We start from the raw sequence: 19,226 nt of genomic DNA, 5'->3' as shown, positions 1-19,226 counted from the left end.
GATGCTCCCATTGTACGAGCGGCTCCCGCTACGCCGACCGACTCGCTGCACACGCCGATCCGTGGGCCGCCGCGGCACCTGTCGACGGACACGGCCCTCCGGGGCCGAGGTCAGTCCGAGTCGACGAAGCGCACACCGGATGTCGGGCGCCCGAAGGTCGCCTCGGCCAGGGCCGTCTTCGCCGCGGACATCGCGATGCCGCCGTTGTATCCCCGTCGCGCGAGCTGACCGACGAGTCGACGCAGCGCGGTGTCGGAGTCCAGCCGGGTGAGGGACCGCGCCTTGGAGCGCGCGTACTCGAGCGCGCGCTCCGCGTCGTCGTCCGGCAGCTCGTCGAGGGCGGCGTCGATGATCTCGCGTGGGATGCCCCGTTGCGCGAGCGCTCTCGACAGAGCCACACGGCCCTGTCCCTTGCGCTCGATCCCCGCGGCGACGAGCTGTCCGGCGAGCTGCGCGTCGTCGAGGTAGCCGCGGCGGGAGAATGCGTCGAGGACGTCGTCCACGACGTTCGCGGCGAGTCTCACCCCGTCATGGTCGAACCCGCGCAGGATGAGGCGCGCCTCCGACACGGACAGTGATCGCGAGCGCAGCTTGCGCACGAGGATCTCTTCCGCGATCGCGCGGACGTCGGCCGCCGTCGTCGTCCCGTCGCCTCCGTCCTGAGCGTTCTGCAGCGCTCGGAGACGTGGAGCACCACCACGGGCACCGCCTCGCGCAGGATGCCGGTCGCTCGGCCCCGTCCGCTGCTCCGGGTCCGCGACCCCGAACGATCCTTCCCGTGCGGGAGAGATCCGCGATCCGGTCGAGCGCGCCGGGACGTCATCCCATGTCGAGCGCCAGAGCCCCGCATCCCCGGTCCGGCGTGGGACGACGTGTTCTGCCTCGTCCGCTCGAGTGTGATCGTCTGAACGCCCCCTCGAGTCGGGTGCGGAGTCCGACTCGGACCGCGCAGCACCGAAGAGCGGGATGACGGGGGCGATCCGCTCGGATGCGCCCCCGTCGTCTCGTGTCGTCATGATCAGGCGGGGCGACGCTCGGCGAGCTCGTCTGCCGGCGCGGCGGGAGCGGCGCCGCCGATGCCGAGCTTCTGCTTGATCTGCGTCTCGATGGTCAGAGCGATGTCGGGGTTCTTGATCAGGAAGTTCCGGGCGTTCTCCTTGCCCTGTCCGAGCTGATCACCGTCGTAGGTGTACCAGGACCCGGACTTCTTCACGATCCCGTGGTCGACGCCGAAGTCGATGAGGCTGCCCTCTCGCGAGATGCCGACACCGTAGAGGATGTCGAACTCCGCCTGCTTGAACGGCGGCGCCATCTTGTTCTTGACGACCTTGACCCTGGTGCGGTTGCCGACAGCATCGGTGCCGTCCTTGAGCGTCTCGATGCGGCGGATGTCCATACGGACCGACGCGTAGAACTTGAGCGCCTTTCCACCCGCGGTGGTCTCCGGCGAGCCGAAGAAGACACCGATCTTCTCGCGCAGCTGGTTGATGAAGATCATCGTGGTGTTGGTCTGGTTGAGCCCACCGGTCAGCTTGCGGAGAGCCTGGGACATGAGCCGTGCCTGAAGACCGACGTGCGAGTCGCCCATCTCGCCCTCGATCTCCGCCCGGGGAACGAGCGCTGCGACCGAGTCGATCACGATCAGATCGATCGCGCCGGACCGCACGAGCATGTCCGCGATCTCGAGCGCCTGCTCACCGGTGTCGGGCTGCGATACGAGCAACGCATCGATGTCGACTCCGAGCTTGGCGGCGTAGTCGGGGTCGAGAGCATGCTCCGCGTCGATGAAGGCCGCGATGCCGCCGGAACGCTGGGCGTTGGCGATCGCGTGCAGAGTCAGCGTGGTCTTACCCGAGGACTCGGGACCATAGATCTCGACGATGCGGCCACGCGGGAGGCCGCCGACGCCGAGGGCGACGTCGAGGGCGATCGATCCGGTCGGGATCACGGCGACAGGGGCGCGCTCATCGCTGCCCAGCCGCATGACCGAGCCCTTTCCGAACTGACGGTCGATCTGGGCGAGGGCGGTCTCGAGGGACTTCTCGCGGTCGGCGGGTGATGGCATGTCATGCTCCTTCTGCTCGCGTGATGCCGCCTGTAGGCTGTCGCGGCCCGCCCGGGATGGGCGGAACTCTCCGACAAGGCGTATGGCTCTTCGGCCTGTTCACACCGTACGAGCGACCTCGGACATTGCGTCGTCGGCGCCGGAGAACGGGGAGAACGAGAACTCTGAACCACTTGTGCAGAAGACTACGCCTGCATCGAACGGATCTTCGATGACACGCCGCGTCGGTGTGTCATTCAGACGAAGGTTCGTGACGCGACCGGGACCGTCACCGACGGCGGGGCTCGAGACGGCCGGCGCCGTGGCGACGCTCGATCGGCACCTCGGTCGCCGCGCACAGCGCTTCCCAGATGTCGCGTGGGGGCACTCCCGCGTCCAGCGCCTCCTCGGCAGTCCGACCGGAGAGCTCGTTCAGCACGAGGTCGCTGACCAGGGACGATGCCCGGCCGCCGAACTCCGCGTCGACGGCGCGGAGGAACTCACTGCGTCGCATGGACGGACGTTCTCCGCGGTCAGTGCAGCGAGAGCTCGGGCTCGACCGAGGCCACGAGGTCGTCGGGGACGACGTCCGGGAAGACCTGGATGCCCTCGAGGACGGAGATGCGGTCGCCGACCTCGCGCATGATGGTCGAGATCGGGACGTCGAGCGCATCCGCCACGGAGGCGAGGATCTCGCTCGAAGCCTCCTTCTGACCGCGCTCCACCTCACTGAGATAGCCGAGCGCCACAGACGCCTTGCTGGCGACCTGCCGGAGCGTACGCCCCTTCTGCAGGCGGAAGTCCCTCAGCACATCGCCGATCTCCTGTCGTACAAGAATCATCGGAACCTCCTCCCAGATCGTGTTCTCGAGGTCTCCCCCGATGGAATCGTCAGTCTAGCCCTAAGGACTGTCACAGAATCTACCTTCGCACGCTGTGCTTTCGATGTGAGCACATTCATGACAACGGACACCCCCGCGGCACTATTCCCGGACCATTCGAACGAGTGCGCTCAGCACGGCATCCTGCGACCGCGCTCTGATCTCCGCGCGGTCCCCGGAGAATCGATGGGACTCGCTCAGCACGCCCTGCGGAGTCACGACGGCCACGTGCACGGTGCCGACCGGCTGCCCGTCGGGCGAGTCAGGGCCGGCGATCCCGGTCGTCGCGATCCCGACGTCGCTCGGCCGTCCGACGGAGACGACCCGACGGATCCCGGTCGCCATCTCGATCGCCACACGCGGATGCACCGCGCCCTGTGCGGCGAGGAGCTCAGCATCGACGCCGAGAACGCTGTGCTTCACCGGCGTCGCATACGCGACCACGCCGCCCCAGAGCGCGGCCGACGCGCCGGGAACCGACACGATCTCCGCCGCGACGGCACCGCCCGTGAGCGACTCGGCGACACCCAGGGTCCAGCCCCGTGCCACGAGCGCCGCGACCGCTTCCGCCGCGAGCGTCACGACGCCTGCCGAGAGCCCCGGACCTGCGCGACGATGTAGTCGATCCCGCTCGCGACGGTCAGCACCAGAACGACGATCATCAGCACGGCGGTGACGATCGTCCACGGGCCGAGCCCGATGAGCACATGAAGAGGCAGCAGCGCCCACGAGAGCGCCACGCCCTGTACCGCGGTCTTGACCTTGCCCATCCAGGCGGCCGCGACGACGTGCTCGCTCGCGACCATGAGACGGTGCACCGTGATGCCCCATTCCCGGATGAGGATGATGACGACGAGCCACCAGTGCAGTTCGCCGAGGATCGCCAGGCCGATGAACCCCGCCCCCGTGAGCAGCTTGTCGGCGATCGGGTCCCACAGCTTGCCGAAGTCGCTGACGATGTCGTAGCGACGGGCGAGGTAGCCGTCGACCCAGTCGGTCGAGATCGCGATGACGAAGAGGATGCCCGCGATCCAGCGGAGCGTGAGGTCGGGGATGCCGTACGTCCCACCGAGGAGGAGCACGATGAAGAAGACCACCGCGAGCGGGATCCGTGCGACGGTGATCGCGTTGGGAAGCTGCCGAGGGATCGCCATCAGTCGCGTCCCGTCAATCCCCAGGCGTCCTCGTCGCCGCCTTCTGCTTCGACCACCGGGAGCCCGTCGTACTGGGCTTCGACGGGATCCCGCGTCGGCAGCGGCGGAGCGACGGGAGCAGCCGGCGCGGAGGCGGCCGTCGCCGAGGCCGCGGCGGGCACGTCCTCGCCTCGGAGCTTCGCCATGACCTGAGGGAGCTGCTCCGGAGTCGCGAGCACGTCGCGCGCCTTCGAGCCTTCAGAGGGGCCGACGACCTCTCGGGACTCCAGGAGGTCCATGAGACGGCCGGCCTTCGCGAAGCCGACGCGGAGCTTGCGCTGCAGCATCGAGGTCGATCCGAACTGGGAGGAGACGATGAGCTCGGCCGCCGCGAGCAGCAGCTCGAGGTCGTCGCCGATGTCCTCGTCGACCTCCTTCTTCTTGGCCGGTTCCATGGCCTCCTGCACGTCCGCGCGATACTCCGGACGGGCCTGTCGGGTCACGTGCTTGACGACCGCGTCGATCTCCTTCTCGTCGACCCACGCGCCCTGCAGACGGAACGGCTTGGACGACCCCATGGGCGAGAACAGGGCGTCGCCCTGACCGATGAGTTTGTCGGCTCCGGGGCTGTCGAGGATGACCCGGCTGTCGGTGACGCTGGTGACGGCGAACGCGAGTCGCGACGGGACGTTCGCCTTGATCAGACCGGTCACGACGTCGACGCTCGGACGCTGGGTCGCGAGGACCAGGTGGATGCCGGAGGCTCGGGCGAGCTGCGTGATACGCACGATCGAGTCCTCGACGTCGCGCGGGGCGACCATCATGAGGTCGGCGAGCTCGTCGACGACGACGAGGAGGTACGGGTAGGGCTTGAGCACGCGCTCGCTGCCCACGGGCACCTCGACCTCGCCGGCACGGACGGCCTTGTTGAAGTCGTCGATGTGGCGGAAGCCGAACGACGCGAGGTCGTCGTACCGCATGTCCATCTCCTTCACGACCCACTGCAGCGCCTCGGCGGCCTTCTTCGGGTTCGTGATGATGGGCGTGATGAGGTGCGGGACTCCCGCGTAGCTGGTGAGCTCGACGCGCTTCGGGTCGATCAGCACCATGCGCACGTCGGACGGCCGTGCGCGCATCAGGAGGCTCGTGATCATCGAGTTCACGAAGCTCGACTTACCGGATCCCGTCGAACCGGCGACGAGGAGGTGCGGCATCTTCGCGAGGTTCGCCGTGACGAAGTTGCCGCCGACGTCCTTGCCGACGCCGATGGTCAGCGGATGGGTGCTCTTCTGCGCGGCCTGCGACCGCAGCACGTCGCCCAGCGAGACGGTCTCGCGGTCGGTGTTCGGGATCTCGATGCCGATCGCGCTCTTGCCCGGGATCGGCGAGAGGATGCGCACGTCGTTCGACGCGACCGCGTACGCGAAGTTGTTGCTCAGCTGGAGGATCTTCTCGACCTTGACGCCGTGACCGACCTCGACCTCGTACTGCGTGACCGTCGGTCCGCGCGAGAAGCCCGTGACCTTGGCGTCGACGTTGAACTGGGACAGCACGCTCGTGATCTGCTCGACGATCCTGTCGTTCGCCTCCGAGCGCGCCACGGACGGCGGTCCCTCGGCGAGAACGCCCGGCGACGGCAGGATGTAGGGCGCGACAGGGGCCTGCGGACCGCGGTCCCCCGGTCCATCCGTGCCGAAGCCGTCGAGCCCCGGGAGCTCGGGCATCTCGCCCGTGTCGGAGTCGTCGTCCAGCAGCGCGGTCGTCTGCTGCTCGGCCAGCGCGTCGGTGACCGAGCGCACGTCCGAGATGACCTCGGTGGCGGCGTCGTAGGGGTTCGCGACAGTGACGGCCTGGTCGTAGGCCGGCGTCGCGTCCGGCTGCGAGAGCAGCGCCGTGATGTCATCGGATCCGAGCGTCCCCTCGTCGGGGTCCTCCTCGCGGCCGGTCTTGTTGCGACGCCACCACGGGAGCACGTCGGGATCGTCGACCTTGTCGGCATCGTCGATCGCCGCCGCATCCTTCGCGGGCTTCTCCACTCGCTCGGCGTCGAACATCCAGGCGTAGAGGTCGCCGAGACGCGCGCCGATCCGGTTCGGCGGAGTCTTGGTGAGGATGAGGATGCTGAGCGCGATGAGGAGAGCCAGCACGATGTACGCGGGGATGTCGGTGAGATACGTGAGCGGCTGGCCGATCAGCCACCCGAGGAGCCCCCCGGACTCGCTGAGCGCCGGCATCCCCTGATTCGGATGCGGACGCGGACCCGCCACGTGGAAGATGCCCGAGAGGGCGAGGACGAACATGCCGAAGCCGATGCCGATGCGCCCGTTGTCGTGCACCGACGACGGATGCCGGAACAGCCATCCGGCCAGGAGGAGCAGCAGCACGGGCATGATGAAGGCGACCCGGCCCACGAACAGTCCGACCGAGTACGCGCTGATGCTGGCGGCGACCTCGCTGCCGATGAAGAACCACTCGTTGACCGCGCCGGCGATCGCCAGGAGCACGAGGAAGAAGGGGAAGCCGTCGCGACGGTCGTCCTTCTCGAGGGTCTCCGGTCCGAACGCGCGGAAGAGACCGCCGACACCGTGCGCCAGGCCCACCCACGCGCGAGCGATCACCGGGGGCTTGTCGACCTCGTCGATGTACTTCTTGGGCGCGGCCTGCGACTTCGGAGCGGTCTGCCTCTTCGGGCGAGGCGTGGCGCTCTCGGACGCGCGCGCTGACTTCGTGGTGCTCCTGGCCATGCTCTCACGTTACGGCCCGCAGCCGACATCGGCCCGTAATGACGCGGCATTCCGGGCCGATCGGCGGTCGTGGGCCTCAGGCCTCGATGACGAGCGGGACGATCATCGGACGGCGGCGGAGCTTCTGGTTCACCCAGCGTCCGATCGTGCGTCGCACGACCTGCGACAGCGCATGCGTGTCGCGCACGCCGTTGCCCGATGCCTCCTTGAGCGCGGCGACGATCTTGGGGGCGACGTCGTCGAAGACCGAGTCGTCCTCCGCGATGCCGCGCGCGTGGATCTCGGGGCCGGAGATGATGCGCCCCGTCGCGGCGTCCACCACCACGATCACCGACACGAAGCCCTCCTCGGCGAGGATGCGCCGGTCCTTGAGGTCGGCGTCGGTGATCGCGCCGACGGTCGAGCCGTCGACGTACACGAAGCCGAGGTCGAGCTGCCCGGCGATGCGCGCGTCGCCGTCCTTGAGGTCGATCACGGTGCCGTTCGAGGCGATGATGGTGCGCTCGGCCGGGATGCCCGTGTCCTGCGCCAGCTTCGCGTTGGCGACCAGGTGACGGTACTCGCCGTGCACGGGCAGCACGTTCTTCGGCTTGAGGATGTTGTAGCAGTAGATGAGCTCACCCGCCGCCGCGTGCCCGGAGACGTGGACACGGGCGTTCGCCTTGTGGACGACGTTCGCGCCGAGCTTGGTGAGACCGTCGATGATGCGGTAGACGGCGTTCTCGTTCCCGGGGATGAGGCTGGACGCGAGGATGACGGTGTCGCCCTCCCCGATCTCGATCGCGTGGTCCATGTTGACCATGCGGCTGAGCACCGCCATCGGCTCGCCCTGCGAGCCGGTGGACATGTAGACGATCCGGTCGTCGGGGAGGTCCCGCGCCTTCTTGTAGTCGATCAGGACGCCGTCCGGCACCTTGAGGTAGCCGAGCTGCTCGGCGATCGTCATGTTGCGGACCATGCTGCGCCCGAGGAAGGCCACCCGACGTCCGTTCGCATGAGCGGCGTCGATCACCTGCTGCACACGATGGACGTGGCTCGAGAAGCTCGCGACGATGACCCGGCGAGGAGCCTTGGCGATGACCTGGTCGAGGACCGGGCCGATGGAGCGCTCGGTGGGCGTGAAGCCCGGCACGTCGGCGTTCGTCGAGTCGACCAGGAACAGGTCCACTCCCTCCTCGCCGAGACGCGCGAACGCACGCAGGTCGGTGATGCGGCCGTCGAGGGGAAGCTGATCCATCTTGAAGTCACCGGTCGCGAGGGCCGTGCCGGCGGGCGTGTGGATCGCGACTGCGAGAGCATCCGGGATCGAGTGGTTGACCGCGACGAACTCCAGATCGAAAGGCCCGACCTGCTCCTCCTGGCCTTCCTTCACCGTGAGGGTGAAGGCCTTGATCCGGTGCTCCTTGAGCTTCGCCTCGACGAGCGCGAGAGTCAGGCCCGAGCCGATCAGCGGGATGTCGCTCTTCAAGCGGAGGAGATACGGAACCGCGCCGATGTGATCCTCATGGCCGTGCGTGAGGACCACGCCGACGATGTCGTCGAGGCGGTCCTTGATCGGCTCGAAGTCGGGCAGGATCAGGTCGACTCCCGGCTGGTGCTCCTCCGGGAACAGCACGCCGCAGTCGACGATCAGGATCTTGCCGTCGTACTCGAAGATGGTCATGTTGCGACCGATCTCACCGAGGCCGCCGAGCGGTGTGACGCGCAGGGTCCCCTCTTCGAGCGCGGCAGGATCTGCAAGGGGGATCGACATGGTGTCTCCTCAGTCGGACGCTCCGCGCGTCCGGTCGTTCATGGTGGCGCGGCGCACCGCGGCCCGTATCAGCGTGTCGTGCCGTGCACCTTCGGCAGCGCGCCACCCGCGGCGGCGTTGCGGTCGGGACGGAAGTTCGAGAAGTCCGCACCGGGGACTCCGGCGACGAGGTCGAGCTCATCCTCGATGAGGGCGGCCTCCCACTCCTCCGGACCGACCAGAGGCAGGCGGACGCGCGGGCTCGAGATGCGTCCGAGCCCGTGCAGGATGTACTTCGCCGCGACGGTGCCCGGCACGTGCGTCATGACGGCGCGCACAAGAGGCTCGAGGCGCTGGTGCTCGGCGGTGGCTGCCGCGAGATCGCCGCGGTTCACGGCGTCCACGATCGTTCGGTAGGGCGTCGCCGCGATGTTCGCGGTCACGCCGATCAGACCGGTCGCGCCGATGGCGAGGTGCGGCAGCACGTTCGCGTCATCGCCGGAGAAGTACATGAGGTCGGTCTGGTTCAGCACGCGGCTGACCTCGGAGAAGTCGCCCTTCGCGTCCTTCACGGCGAGGATGTTGGGGTGCTTCGCCAGACGAAGGATCGTCTCGTACTTGATGGGCACACCCGTACGGCCGGGGATGTCGTAGAGGATCACCGGGAGGTCGGTGGCGTCCGCGACGAGACGGAAGTGCGTGAGGATGCCGGCCTGCGTGGGCTTGTTGTAGTAGGGCGTGACGATCATGATGCCGTCGGCGCCGGCCTTCTCGCTCGCCTTGTAGAGCTCGATCGCGTGCGCGGTCTCGTTCGACCCGCCTCCGGTGATGATCTTGGCGCGGCCCGCGGAGACGGACTTGCCGACCTCGACGAGCTTGAGCTTCTCGGGATCCGTCAGGGTCGAGGTCTCGCCGGTCGTGCCCGTCACGACGATGCCGTCCGCACCAGCGGTGATCACGTCATCGATGTGCTTCTCGACGGCGGGCCAGTCGACTTCACCGTCGGCCGTCATCGGAGTGACGAGCGCGACGAGGACCTGTCCGAAAGGGTTGCCCGAGTGCGTCATGCCCCCAGCGTATCGGTTCGGCGGGTGCTCACGCGGACGCAGCGGGTCGGATGACATCACCGCGGACGACATCGACCGTGCCGCGCAGGAGCAGGCCGACGTTCGCACCCGGCGCCGCCTCCCTGACCGTCTTGCGGAACATCTCGATCCCGGTGATCTCGGTCGATCCCGTCGTCGCGCCCCCGCGGGTCACGACCACCGCGTCGCCGATCCGGAGAACGCCCGAGGTCACGGTGCCGGTCGCGACGATGCCCCGGCCCGTGATCGTGAAGACGTCCTCGACCGCGAACTCGGTCGACGACGTCACCGCCGTGAACGACTCCCCCGCTGCGACCGTCGGAGCCCCGCTCGTCATCGCGGCGAGGCGTGCGGCCTCGGCCTCGTTGTAGCGGCGCAACGTCTCGTTCGCATCCTGCGGCTCGCGCTTCCGTCCGAACAGCCATCCCATCGTGCGATCGCCGTCCGGATCAGACCCGGCCGCGGCGGGCGACGCCGGAGGTGAGCGATGCCGGGAGAAGAGCCGCCAGCGCGACGATGGCCTTGTACCGCAGCGACGGGATCGACACGGCCTTGCCGAGTGCGGCGTCCCGCAGGCCCTCGCGCACCACATCCCGGGCGTCGAGCCACATGACCGCGGGCACGCCCTCGTTCCCCGGCGCGAGGCCCATGCGTTCGTGGAACGTGGTGTGGGTGAAGCCGGGGCACACGGCCGTCACGCTCACGCGGTCTCGGGCGTACTCGGTGTTCGCCCAACGACTGAACCCGATGAGCCAGCTCTTGCATGCCGAGTACGTCGACCTGGAGATGAACCCTGCGACCGAGGCGACGTTGATGATGCGTCCACCCCGTCCGCGCATCGTCTGCAGCGCCGCGTGCATGAGCCGCATCGACGCCTCGACGTGCACACGCAGATGGCGCACCTCGTCGTCGATGTCGTTGTCGGCGAACTGGAGCGGCAGTCCGAAGCCGGCGTTGTTGACCAGGAGGTCCACGGGGTCGCCGACGTCGCGCAGCCGCGCCGCGACCTTCTCGACGCCGTCGACCTCGGCGAGGTCGGCCGCGAGCACCTCGACCGCGACGCCGTGCTCGGCGCGCAGATCGGCGGCGAGCTCCTCGAGAGCATCGGCGGAGCGTGCCACGATCACCAGGTCGGCACGACGCCGGGCGAGCTGACGTGCGAACTCCGCGCCGAGTCCGGCGCTCGCTCCCGTGATGAGTGCGGTGGGCATCAGCGCTCGTACCCCCGGAAGCGGTAGCGGATGCCGGTGCGCGAGGTCTGCCACTCTCCGTCGTCGACAACGCGCCAGCCCTCGATCGAGGGGGCGTGGGCGTCGCCGTCGACACGGAGGTCGAGCTCCGTGATCTCGAGCCGATCCGCATCGGCGATCACCTGGCGGAAGATCTCCGCACCGCCGATGATCCACACGCGGTCATGCCCGCGCACCGCCTCGGCCACCGTGGCGGCACGACGGGCCCCCTCGGCGGCCCAGTCCTGCTGGCGCGTGATGACCACGTTCTCCCGGCCCGGCAGCGGACGGAAGCGCTCGGGGAGGGAGTCCCAGGTCTTGCGGCCCATCACGACGGGGGCGCCGAGGGTGATCTCCTTGAAATGCGCGAGGTCCTCGGGGACATGCCACGGCATCCCGCCGTCGGCCCCGATGACGTGCCCCTCGGCCTCGGCCCAGATCAGCCCGACCCAGGTCATACCGCCACCGCCGCGCGGATCGGAGCGTGGTGCTGGTAGTCCTCGACCAGGAAGTCGTCGTACTCGTAGTCGAACACAGAGTCGGGCGTGCGCGCGAACCGCAGCGTCGGGGCCGGGTACGCGTCGCGGCTGAGCTGCTCGCGCACCTGCTCGACGTGGTTGTCGTAGATGTGGCAGTCGCCGCCGGTCCACACGAAGTCGCCGGGCTCGAGACCGACCTGCTGCGCGATCATCAGGGTGAGCAGAGCGTACGAGGCGATGTTGAACGGCACACCGAGGAACAGGTCGGCGCTGCGCTGGTACAGCTGGCACGAGAGCCTGCCGTCTGCGACGTAGAACTGGAACAGCGCGTGGCACGGTGCGAGAGCCATGTCGGGGATGTCGGCCGGGTTCCACGCCGACACGATGAGACGCCGCGAGTCGGGCGTCGCGCGGATCTGCTCGATCACCTCGGAGAGCTGGTCGATGCTGCGCCCGTCCGGCGTCGGCCATGAGCGCCACTGCACGCCGTACACGGGACCGAGGTCGCCCTGTTCGTCGGCCCACTCGTCCCAGATGCTCACACCGTGCTCCTGCAGCCAGCGCACGTTCGAGTCGCCGCGCAGGAACCACAGCAGCTCGTAGGCGATGGACTTGAAGTGCACGCGCTTGGTGGTGACGAGCGGGAAGCCCGCGGCGAGGTCGAAACGGATCTGGCGACCGAAGACGCTCGTCGTGCCGGTGCCGGTGCGGTCGGACTTGTGCGTGCCGTTCTCCAGCACGTCGCGGAGCAGGTCTTCGTACGGCGTGGGGACGGCTGCGCTCATGTCAGCCAGACTACCCGCCGGCGACGACATCGGATCGGAACGTCATGCTCCGACACATCAGGCCTCCGGCCGCCGCGGCGGGCATAGCCTCGGACCATGTCGCCCGCGCTCGCCCTCGCCCTCGCCGGAGGTCTCGTGGCGCTCGCGGTCGTCGCGGCGTTCGCGATCCGCGTGCGCGACGGACGTCGGCGTGCCGGCGGACACCTGCGCTTCGATCCGCAGGATGCGGATGCCGTCGCACTCGGCGCCCGCGCGACCCTGGTGCAGTTCAGCACCGAGATGTGCACCCGCTGCCCGCAGGTGCGACGGCTCCTGACCTCGTACGCCGAGGCGGACGACGCCCTCGTCCACCTCGAGGTCGATCTCACGCACCGTCCCGACCTGTCGGCCCGCTATCGCGTGCTGCAGACCCCGACCACCTTCGTCGTGGACGGCTCCGGAGCCGTGCGCGCACGATTCCACGGCGTACCGCAGCCGCGCGCGCTGACCGAGGCACTCGCCGCCGTGTGAGGCGGAGGGACAGGAGAATCATGAGCACACCGGCAGGCATCGACCCGCGCGGGCCCCGTTTCGCCGCCACCGTCACGACCGTGCTGTTGTTCGTCGCGACGTTCCTCGGACTCGTGGGGATCTCGACCGCGCGGGGAACCGGGTGGATCGCGTACCAACCGCTCGCGGACGCGACGTTCCCCGAAGGCGGGTGGGCCGTCTCCGCGGCATCCGTCGCACAGCGCGCGCTCGACCCGGGATTCCTGCTGACCGTCGTCATCGCGGCGCTCTTCCTGTGGAGCGTGCTCTCCCCCGCGACGGCGCCGTGGGGAGTGCTCTTCCGTCGTGTCGTGCGTCCGCGTCTGGGGGCGCCGGGCGAGCTCGAGGACCCGCGTCCGCCGCGCTTCGCGCAGGGCGTCGGCCTGCTCGTCGTCACGATCGGCCTGGTGCTCCACCTCGCCGGGGTGCCCTGGGCGCTGCCGATCGCCACGGCTGCGGCCTTCGTCGCGGCGTTCCTCAACGCCGCGATCGGACTGTGCCTCGGATGCCAGCTGTATCTCCTGCTCCAGCGTATCGGCGTGCTCGGCCGGGCCGCCTCGGCCTGATCCCGCGGGCGACGCCGGTTCCCTCGCGGACCGCCCCTCGATAGGCTGACCGCACACGCGAGCCGCCTACCGAGCAGCGCGAGAACCGGAGGAATCATGCCCGTCACCAGCGAAGCGAACACCACCTGGACCGGATCCCTCGCGGAGGGCTCCGGCACGGTCGCCTTCTCGTCGTCGCACCTCGGCACCTTCCCGATCGACTGGAAGGCCCGCAGCGAGGGCAGCGACACCACGACCACCCCCGAGGAGCTGATCGCCGCGGCCCACGCCTCCTGCTTCAGCATGGCGCTCTCGCACGCGCTCTCCGAGAACGGCACACCTCCGGAGCGCGTGAACACCAGCGCATCGGTCAGCTTCACCCCCGGCGTCGGCATCACCGGCAGCCACCTCAACGTCAACGCGGTCGTCCCCGGGCTCACTCCCGAGGCCTTCCAGGAGATCGCGAACGGCGCCAAGACCGGCTGCCCCGTCTCGCAGGCACTCGCCGGCATCGAGATCACGCTCGAGGCGACGCTGGCCTGAGCCCGTCAGGCGCGCGAGAGCCGGATCGCCTCGCGGATGCTGGCACGGGCGTCCTTGCGGCGCCCTGCCGCGTCCTGCACGACGCCCAGGCGGTAGCGGGCCCGCCAGTCGCCCCGCGCCGACTCGGCCTCCGCGGTGTACCGGGCGATGAGCGGATCCGCGTCCTCCGGGCGCAGCCGACCGCTCGGGGTCAGCTCGGTCTCGGCCTCCGGCATCCCGCCCTCGGCGTCGAGCATCCGCCCGAGCCGGTCCGCCTGGAACCCGAAGACCATCTCGCGGATCAGCGCCCAGCCGCCGAGCGGGGCGAGCACCACGAGCGCGACGCCCATCCCGATCGAGATCGGCGTGCCGACCGAGAAGAACATCACGGCGAGCCAGATGGACACGCCGAGGTAGACGGCGAGCGAGGCGGCCATGAGCGCGACCGCGATGCGGGACATCACGAGCGGATGCCGATGTCGATCATGCTCTCCAGCCCGACGACGACTCCGCGCGCCTGCGCGGCGTAGGGCACGGCGAGACGGATGCCCGGCGCGTAGGCCAGAGCGGGCTCGACTGTGTCGTGCGTGAACGTGAGCGACTCGCCGGGACCGGCGAGGATCACCTCCTGTTTGGCGATCACGCCCGGGCGCCGCAGCGAGTGGATCGGGACGCTGCCGACCTGCTGTCCGCGGGCGCGCTGGTCGGCGTGCGGCGCGCTCACCGGCCCCTGCTCCGCGCGAGCCGCGGCGATCAGCTCGGCGCTGCGCACGGCCGTTCCGCTGGGCGAGTCGACCTTCTTCTCATGGTGCGCCTCGATGATCTCGGCGGACGGGAAGAAAGGTGCGGCCGCCGCGGCGAGGGCCGAACCGAGCACCGACCCGAGCGAGAAGTTCGGGATGAAGACCGCGCCGGTGCCCGCATCGGCGACCAGCGGACGGATCAGCGCGATGCGCTGAGCGGACCAGCCGGAGGTCGCGACGAGCACATTGATGCCCCGCTCGACCGCGGCGCGCACGACGTCGATGCTCACCTGCGGCGTGGTCGCGTCGACCACGAGGTCGACTCCGTCCACCTCGGCCAGATCGCTCGAGGAGGTGAGCACGCGAACCACCTTGAAGCCGTCCAACTCGTCGATCACCGTATGGATGATCGACCCGAGCTTCCCGGTGCCGCCGACGAGTGCTACCTGCGTGGTCATGCCCTCAATCCTATTTCGGGACGTCGAAGGCTCCGCCGCGCCGGGCCGGGAGCACCCGGATCAGACCGGCATCGTGTCGGGGATGCCCGTGCGGAGCTCGACCGGCAGATGTCCCGTGTCGTTGTGCGTGAGGAGCGTCCACGGACGTCCCTGCTTCTGCGCGATCACAGTCAGCCCGCAATGCGCCTGGTTGAGCGTCATCCACCGCCACTCGGGGGCTCCCAGCACCTCACGCACGAACCACGAGATGACGAAGTTGTGGGTGATGAGCACTTCGTGGACGTCGCCGGGCTTGCGCACGAGGAACTCGTTGACGGCGTCGGACATCTGCGCCGCACCGGCCTCGATCTCGGCGTCGGTGATGGATCCGAAGAACGGCTCGAATGCGGCGGGCGTGTCCTCGGTCATCCCCGTCGGGACGCAGTCGAACAGGAGGGCGGTCGGCGCCGGGTCGACCGACGGCAGACGCGCCGCGATCGCACGCGCCGTCTCGGCGGCCCGCAGGAGCGGAGAGTGCCACACGGCGTCGAGCGGGAGACCGGACAGCCGGTCGGCGATCAGCTCGGCCTGTCGTGCACCGCGCGGCGAGAGGGGTCCGTCGGCGAGGCCGTGCTCGGCATCCTGATGTTCACCGTGTCTGACCAGGTATATGTAGTGCGTCACAAACTCGCTCGCTTCATCGACAGCATCCGCCGGGGATCCCTCCCACCCTATGCCAGGCGTGTGACAGACGTGTGACGTCGCGCGGTCAGTTGCCGGCGCGGGTGAGGTCGGCGACCTGCGTCCGCGACAAGGATACGCCTGCGCCCTGCATGAGCTCGTCGACGTGCTCGGTCGCGAAGGTGTTCACGATCGGCGCGGCGACCGTGCGCTGTGCGAGCAGCCACGCGATCGAGACCGCCGCCACCGGGACCTCCAGCTCGGCGGCGACCTGGTCCAGCGCGCGGAGGATCTTGGTGCCGCGACGATTGAGGTGTCCGCGCAGCTGCTCCCCGCGTACGCCGCGCGAGGTCATCGCCTTGCTGCGGTGGCGTCCCGAGAGGAAGCCGTGCTCGAGGGCGTGGGACGGCGTGACCGCCAGGTTCTGCGCTCCCGCGACGAGGCGCAGGTCCCCCTCGAACGGCTGCCGGCGGATCAGGTTGTACGGGGAGTCGATGACCTCGATGCGCGGGTAGCCCGCCGAGGCGAGGATGCGCGCCTCGACCAGGCGCTCGGGAGCGAACCCGAACGCGCCGAGCGCTCCGATCTTGCCGGCGTCCACCATCCACTCGACCGTGGCGAGGGTGTCCTCGAGATTGGTCGTGCGATCCAGCGTGGCATCCAGGTAGAGCACATCGATCCGCTCGACGCCCAGACGCGTGAGCGAACCCTCGACCGCGCGGACGAGGTTCACCGATCCCAGGCCGGGGTTGTCGGCGTGCGCCCCGATGCGGACGCTCAGGAGGGCCCGTTCCCGCTGTCCGCGGGAGCGGAGCCACTGTCCGATGATGTGCTCGCTGCGTCCTCCGGAGAAGCCGTCCGCCGTGTGGATGGCATTGCCGCCGAACTCCACGTAGCGGTCGAGGATGCCGTGGCTGGTCTCGAGGTCGACGTTCCAGCCGAACTCGGCCGCGCCCAGCATGAGCGGGAACGTCTCGAATCCGGTCTCTCCGAGGGGGACGCGAATGGTCTCTCCTATTCCGGGACCGACGATCGGGATGGGGGCGGAGGGATGCTCCGTGTCGTGCGGCGCGCGCTCTGCGGAGGCGCCTGCGCCTACGCTGAACAACCGCATTTCCTCACCCCCGCGTCGATCGGAGCCGTCCGATCCACGTCGCTGCCGTGTATGCACCCCCCGGTGCGTACTTCGAGGGTAAGGGACGTCGAGGAGCACGCCGTTCATTCCGGGGAACGGCGGGGAAACTTCCCATAACGGTTTGATCACGCGTACACGCGGGAACCCGGGCCCGACTCGAGGTCGGACCCGGGTTCCGGTGTCGTGCGTCAGCCGATCACTCGGCGGCGGACTCCTCCGCGGGAGCGGCGTCCGCGGCCGGCGCGTCGTCGAGCACGGGCTCGAGCGACAGCTTGCCGCGGTCGTCGATCTTCGTGATCTTCACGAGGATCTTCTGTCCGACCGAGAGGACGTCCTCGACGTTCTCGACGCGCTTGCCACCGGCGAGCTTGCGCACCTCGGTGACGTGCAGCAGTCCGTCCTTGCCCGGGAGCAGCGAGATGAACGCACCGAACGTGGCGATCTTGACGACGGTTCCGAGGAACTGCTCGCCGACCTCCGGGTTGGTGGGGTTCGCGATCGCGTTGACCTGCGCGCGGGCGGCCTCGGCCGAGGGGCCGTCGGTCGCGCCGATGTAGACGGTGCCGTCCTCCTCGATGGAGATCTGCGCGCCGGTCTCGTCCTGGATCGCGTTGATCGTCTTGCCCTTCGGGCCGATCAGCTCGCCGATCTTGTCGACCGGGATCTGCACGCTGATGACGCGCGGCGCGGTCGGCGCCATCTCGTCGGGAGCGTCGATCGCGGCGTTCAGGACGTTGAGGATCGTCAGACGCGCGTCGCGCGCCTGGGTCAGGGCTCCGGCGAGCACCGACGACGGGATGCCGTCGAGCTTCGTGTCGAGCTGGATCGCCGTGACGAACTCGCTCGTGCCGGCGACCTTGAAGTCCATGTCGCCCAGGGCGTCCTCGGCGCCGAGGATGTCGGTGAGCGCCGCATAGCGGGTCTCACCGTCGACCTCGTCGGACACGAGACCCATCGCGATGCCGGCGACGGGGGCGCGCAGCGGCACACCCGCGTTCAGCAGCGACAGGGTCGACGCGCAGACGGAGCCCATCGACGTCGAGCCGTTCGAGCTCAGCGCCTCCGAGACCTGACGGATCGCGTACGGGAACTCCTCGCGGCTCGGCAGCACCGGCACGAGGGCGCGCTCGGCGAGGAAGCCGTGCCCGATCTCGCGACGCTTCGGCGAACCCACGCGGCCGGTCTCACCGGTCGAGTAGGGCGGGAAGTTGTAGTGGTGCATGTAACGCTTGCTCGTCGTGGGCGACAGCGAGTCGATCTGCTGCTCCATCTTGAGCATGTTCAGCGTGGTGACGCCCATGATCTGGGTCTCGCCGCGCTGGAAGATCGCCGAACCGTGGACACGCGGAATGACCTGCACCTCGGCGTCCAGCGGACGGATGTCGGCCAGACCACGGCCGTCCATGCGGACGCTCTCCGTGAGGATGCGGCCGCGCACGATCTTCTTCGTGACCGACTTGTACGCCGCGGAGAACTCGAGCGGTGCCGCTGCGGGCAGCTCGCCCGCCTCGGTCGCTGCGATCAGCTCGGCCTTGACGCGGTCCTTGACCACGTCGTCGGCGGCCTGACGCTCCTGCTTGTCGGCGATCTGGTACACATCGCCGAGATCCGCGAACGCACGCTCCGAGACGAAGTCGTAGACCTCGTCCTGGTACGGCGGGAAGACCGGGTACACGCCCGGCTCCTTCGACGCGGTCGCGGCGAGCTCGGCCTGAGCCTTCACGAGCTGCGCGATGAACGGCTTCGACGCCTCGAGACCCTGCGCGACGACAGCCTCGTCGGGCTTCGTGGCGCCGGCCTTGATCAGGTTCCAGCTGCCCTCGGTCGCCTCGGCCTCGACCATCATGATCGCGACATCCTCGGTGCCGTCGGCTTTCGTGACGACACGACCGGCGACGATCAGGTCGAACACGGCCTCCGAGACCTGCTCGGCGGTCGGGAACGCGACCCACTGGTCGGCGTGCTCGCCGTGACCCGGGATGAACGCGAGGCGCACGCCGGCGACGGGGCCGGAGAAAGGCAGACCGGAGATCTGCGTCGACGCCGAAGCGGCGTTGATCGCGAGGGCGTCGTAGAACTCGCCCGGAGCGATCGACAGCACGGTGATGACGATCTGGACCTCGTTGCGCAGGCCGTCGACGAACGACGGACGCAGCGGACGGTCGATCAGACGGCAGACGAGGATGGCTTCGGTCGAGGGGCGACCCTCGCGGCGGAAGAACGAGCCGGGGATCTTGCCCGCGGCGTAGGAGCGCTCCTCGACGTCGACCGTCAGCGGGAAGAAGTCGAAGCCCTCGCGCGGGTGCTTGCCTGCGCTGGTGGCCGAGAGGAGCATGGTCTCGCCGTCGAGGTACGCGGCGACGGCGCCCTGAGCCTGCTGCGCGAGGCGGCCGGTCTCGAAGCGGATGGTGCGGGTGCCGAAGCGGCCGTTGTCGAGAACGGCCTCGGTGGCGGTGATTTCAGGACCTTCCAAGAGGTCTCTCCTTCTTTGTTTAGACTCGCTCGTCCGTGTGACGCGCGAGC

General features: G+C 69.1%; 21 protein-coding genes. 3 read left to right on the top strand and 18 right to left on the bottom strand.

What is annotated here, in order from left to right; translation table 11 throughout:
• Positions 1-110: 110 nt before the first annotated feature.
• From ACIPY8_RS08760 to ACIPY8_RS08700, 13 genes are all read right to left on the bottom strand, one after another.
• A complete protein-coding gene (locus ACIPY8_RS08760) occupies positions 111-599 on the bottom strand; it encodes a regulatory protein RecX (RefSeq protein WP_400817051.1) in 489 nt (162 codons plus the stop codon).
• A gap of 419 nt (positions 600-1,018) precedes the next feature.
• Complete coding sequence (gene recA / locus ACIPY8_RS08755; RefSeq protein ID WP_050721192.1) at positions 1,019-2,065, bottom strand: recombinase RecA; 1,047 nt, start codon at positions 2,063-2,065, stop codon at positions 1,019-1,021.
• Positions 2,066-2,333: 268 nt separating this feature from the next.
• The gene (locus ACIPY8_RS08750; protein ID WP_400817049.1) at positions 2,334-2,558 is read right to left on the bottom strand and encodes a DUF3046 domain-containing protein; all 225 of its coding nucleotides are present in this window, start codon (positions 2,556-2,558) and stop codon (positions 2,334-2,336) included.
• Between the two features lie 19 nt (positions 2,559-2,577).
• Positions 2,578-2,886, bottom strand: a complete 309-nt coding sequence (locus ACIPY8_RS08745) for a helix-turn-helix domain-containing protein (RefSeq protein ID WP_067114945.1) — start codon at positions 2,884-2,886, stop codon at positions 2,578-2,580.
• 141 nt (positions 2,887-3,027) lie between these two features.
• On the bottom strand, positions 3,028-3,507 hold the full coding sequence (locus ACIPY8_RS08740) for a CinA family protein (RefSeq protein ID WP_400817047.1): 480 nt from the start codon (positions 3,505-3,507) through the stop codon (positions 3,028-3,030).
• Positions 3,504-4,079, bottom strand: coding sequence for a CDP-diacylglycerol--glycerol-3-phosphate 3-phosphatidyltransferase (pgsA, locus tag ACIPY8_RS08735; protein WP_400817045.1), 576 nt, complete (start codon positions 4,077-4,079; stop codon positions 3,504-3,506). The genes ACIPY8_RS08740 and pgsA overlap by 4 nt, the downstream gene beginning before the upstream one ends.
• The gene (locus tag ACIPY8_RS08730) at positions 4,079-6,802 is read right to left on the bottom strand and encodes a DNA translocase FtsK 4TM domain-containing protein (RefSeq protein WP_400817043.1); all 2,724 of its coding nucleotides are present in this window, start codon (positions 6,800-6,802) and stop codon (positions 4,079-4,081) included. The genes pgsA and ACIPY8_RS08730 overlap by 1 nt, the downstream gene beginning before the upstream one ends.
• A 76-nt stretch (positions 6,803-6,878) precedes the next feature.
• A complete protein-coding gene (locus tag ACIPY8_RS08725) occupies positions 6,879-8,555 on the bottom strand; it encodes a ribonuclease J (protein WP_400817041.1) in 1,677 nt (558 codons plus the stop codon).
• Between the two features lie 68 nt (positions 8,556-8,623).
• Entirely contained in the window at positions 8,624-9,601 is a 978-nt protein-coding gene (gene dapA / locus ACIPY8_RS08720) for a 4-hydroxy-tetrahydrodipicolinate synthase (protein ID WP_400817039.1), read from the bottom strand.
• A gap of 28 nt (positions 9,602-9,629) precedes the next feature.
• Positions 9,630-10,049 carry an EF-Tu/IF-2/RF-3 family GTPase gene (locus tag ACIPY8_RS08715; protein ID WP_400817037.1) on the bottom strand — a complete coding sequence of 140 codons (420 nt, stop codon included), beginning with the start codon at positions 10,047-10,049 and terminating at the stop codon, positions 9,630-9,632.
• 19 nt (positions 10,050-10,068) lie between these two features.
• Positions 10,069-10,830: an SDR family NAD(P)-dependent oxidoreductase gene (locus tag ACIPY8_RS08710; protein WP_400817035.1), complete on the bottom strand. Its 762-nt coding sequence runs from the start codon at positions 10,828-10,830 to the stop codon at positions 10,069-10,071.
• Positions 10,830-11,306: a dihydrofolate reductase gene (locus ACIPY8_RS08705; protein WP_400817033.1), complete on the bottom strand. Its 477-nt coding sequence runs from the start codon at positions 11,304-11,306 to the stop codon at positions 10,830-10,832. Before ACIPY8_RS08705 ends, ACIPY8_RS08710 begins: the two co-directional genes overlap by 1 nt.
• The gene (locus ACIPY8_RS08700; protein ID WP_400817031.1) at positions 11,303-12,112 is read right to left on the bottom strand and encodes a thymidylate synthase; all 810 of its coding nucleotides are present in this window, start codon (positions 12,110-12,112) and stop codon (positions 11,303-11,305) included. The genes ACIPY8_RS08705 and ACIPY8_RS08700 overlap by 4 nt, the downstream gene beginning before the upstream one ends.
• 96 nt (positions 12,113-12,208) lie before the next feature.
• Between ACIPY8_RS08700 and ACIPY8_RS08695 the strand changes: the two genes are divergently transcribed.
• The 3 genes from ACIPY8_RS08695 to ACIPY8_RS08685 all read left to right on the top strand — a co-directional run bounded on the left by ACIPY8_RS08695 (position 12,209) and on the right by ACIPY8_RS08685 (position 13,728).
• A complete protein-coding gene (locus ACIPY8_RS08695) occupies positions 12,209-12,622 on the top strand; it encodes a thioredoxin family protein (RefSeq protein WP_400817030.1) in 414 nt (137 codons plus the stop codon).
• A 20-nt stretch (positions 12,623-12,642) separates the two neighbouring features.
• Positions 12,643-13,206 carry a DUF4395 domain-containing protein gene (locus tag ACIPY8_RS08690; RefSeq protein ID WP_400817028.1) on the top strand — a complete coding sequence of 188 codons (564 nt, stop codon included), beginning with the start codon at positions 12,643-12,645 and terminating at the stop codon, positions 13,204-13,206.
• Between the two features lie 96 nt (positions 13,207-13,302).
• The gene (locus tag ACIPY8_RS08685; RefSeq protein ID WP_400817026.1) at positions 13,303-13,728 is read left to right on the top strand and encodes an OsmC family peroxiredoxin; all 426 of its coding nucleotides are present in this window, start codon (positions 13,303-13,305) and stop codon (positions 13,726-13,728) included.
• A 5-nt stretch (positions 13,729-13,733) separates the two neighbouring features.
• Here the strand turns inward: ACIPY8_RS08685 and ACIPY8_RS08680 are convergent, their stop codons facing one another.
• The 5 genes from ACIPY8_RS08680 to ACIPY8_RS08660 all read right to left on the bottom strand — a co-directional run bounded on the left by ACIPY8_RS08680 (position 13,734) and on the right by ACIPY8_RS08660 (position 19,176).
• Positions 13,734-14,168 carry a hypothetical protein gene (locus tag ACIPY8_RS08680; RefSeq protein ID WP_400817024.1) on the bottom strand — a complete coding sequence of 145 codons (435 nt, stop codon included), beginning with the start codon at positions 14,166-14,168 and terminating at the stop codon, positions 13,734-13,736.
• Positions 14,168-14,908 (bottom strand): 4-hydroxy-tetrahydrodipicolinate reductase, encoded by a 741-nt coding sequence (gene dapB, locus ACIPY8_RS08675; RefSeq protein ID WP_400817022.1) that lies wholly within the window; start codon positions 14,906-14,908, stop codon positions 14,168-14,170. Before dapB ends, ACIPY8_RS08680 begins: the two co-directional genes overlap by 1 nt.
• 60 nt (positions 14,909-14,968) lie before the next feature.
• Positions 14,969-15,571 (bottom strand): histidine phosphatase family protein, encoded by a 603-nt coding sequence (locus ACIPY8_RS08670; RefSeq protein WP_400817020.1) that lies wholly within the window; start codon positions 15,569-15,571, stop codon positions 14,969-14,971.
• Between the two features lie 85 nt (positions 15,572-15,656).
• Complete coding sequence (locus ACIPY8_RS08665) at positions 15,657-16,682, bottom strand: aldo/keto reductase (RefSeq protein WP_400817018.1); 1,026 nt, start codon at positions 16,680-16,682, stop codon at positions 15,657-15,659.
• A gap of 217 nt (positions 16,683-16,899) precedes the next feature.
• Positions 16,900-19,176: a polyribonucleotide nucleotidyltransferase gene (locus tag ACIPY8_RS08660; RefSeq protein ID WP_400817016.1), complete on the bottom strand. Its 2,277-nt coding sequence runs from the start codon at positions 19,174-19,176 to the stop codon at positions 16,900-16,902.
• Positions 19,177-19,226: the final 50 nt, after the last annotated feature.

It is taken from the genome of Microbacterium sp. NPDC089696, from assembly GCF_044749125.1.
Taxonomy (GTDB): Bacteria; Actinomycetota; Actinomycetes; order Actinomycetales; family Microbacteriaceae; genus Microbacterium.
The sequence above is the reverse complement of the archived record's forward strand: the minus strand, read 5'-3'. Positions and strand labels throughout refer to the sequence as shown.

Bases quoted from the DNA above. Each gene is read 5' to 3' on its own strand.
- ACIPY8_RS08750 (WP_400817049.1), bottom strand. From the start codon at position 2,558: ATGCGACGCAGTGAGTTCCTCCGCGCCGTCGACGCGGAGTTCGGCGGC.
- dapA (WP_400817039.1), bottom strand. From the start codon at position 9,601: ATGACGCACTCGGGCAACCCTTTCGGACAGGTCCTCGTCGCGCTCGTC.
- dapB (WP_400817022.1), bottom strand. From the start codon at position 14,908: ATGACCACGCAGGTAGCACTCGTCGGCGGCACCGGGAAGCTCGGGTCG.
- ACIPY8_RS08690 (WP_400817028.1), top strand. From the start codon at position 12,643: ATGAGCACACCGGCAGGCATCGACCCGCGCGGGCCCCGTTTCGCCGCC.
- ACIPY8_RS08745 (WP_067114945.1), bottom strand. From the start codon at position 2,886: ATGATTCTTGTACGACAGGAGATCGGCGATGTGCTGAGGGACTTCCGC.
- ACIPY8_RS08680 (WP_400817024.1), bottom strand. From the start codon at position 14,168: ATGTCCCGCATCGCGGTCGCGCTCATGGCCGCCTCGCTCGCCGTCTAC.
- ACIPY8_RS08715 (WP_400817037.1), bottom strand. From the start codon at position 10,049: ATGGGATGGCTGTTCGGACGGAAGCGCGAGCCGCAGGATGCGAACGAG.
- ACIPY8_RS08665 (WP_400817018.1), bottom strand. From the start codon at position 16,682: ATGCGGTTGTTCAGCGTAGGCGCAGGCGCCTCCGCAGAGCGCGCGCCG.
- pgsA (WP_400817045.1), bottom strand. From the start codon at position 4,079: ATGGCGATCCCTCGGCAGCTTCCCAACGCGATCACCGTCGCACGGATC.
- ACIPY8_RS08725 (WP_400817041.1), bottom strand. From the start codon at position 8,555: ATGTCGATCCCCCTTGCAGATCCTGCCGCGCTCGAAGAGGGGACCCTG.
- ACIPY8_RS08710 (WP_400817035.1), bottom strand. From the start codon at position 10,830: ATGCCCACCGCACTCATCACGGGAGCGAGCGCCGGACTCGGCGCGGAG.
- ACIPY8_RS08705 (WP_400817033.1), bottom strand. From the start codon at position 11,306: ATGACCTGGGTCGGGCTGATCTGGGCCGAGGCCGAGGGGCACGTCATC.
- ACIPY8_RS08700 (WP_400817031.1), bottom strand. From the start codon at position 12,112: ATGAGCGCAGCCGTCCCCACGCCGTACGAAGACCTGCTCCGCGACGTG.
- ACIPY8_RS08730 (WP_400817043.1), bottom strand. From the start codon at position 6,802: ATGGCCAGGAGCACCACGAAGTCAGCGCGCGCGTCCGAGAGCGCCACG.
- ACIPY8_RS08685 (WP_400817026.1), top strand. From the start codon at position 13,303: ATGCCCGTCACCAGCGAAGCGAACACCACCTGGACCGGATCCCTCGCG.
- ACIPY8_RS08695 (WP_400817030.1), top strand. From the start codon at position 12,209: ATGTCGCCCGCGCTCGCCCTCGCCCTCGCCGGAGGTCTCGTGGCGCTC.
- recA (WP_050721192.1), bottom strand. From the start codon at position 2,065: ATGCCATCACCCGCCGACCGCGAGAAGTCCCTCGAGACCGCCCTCGCC.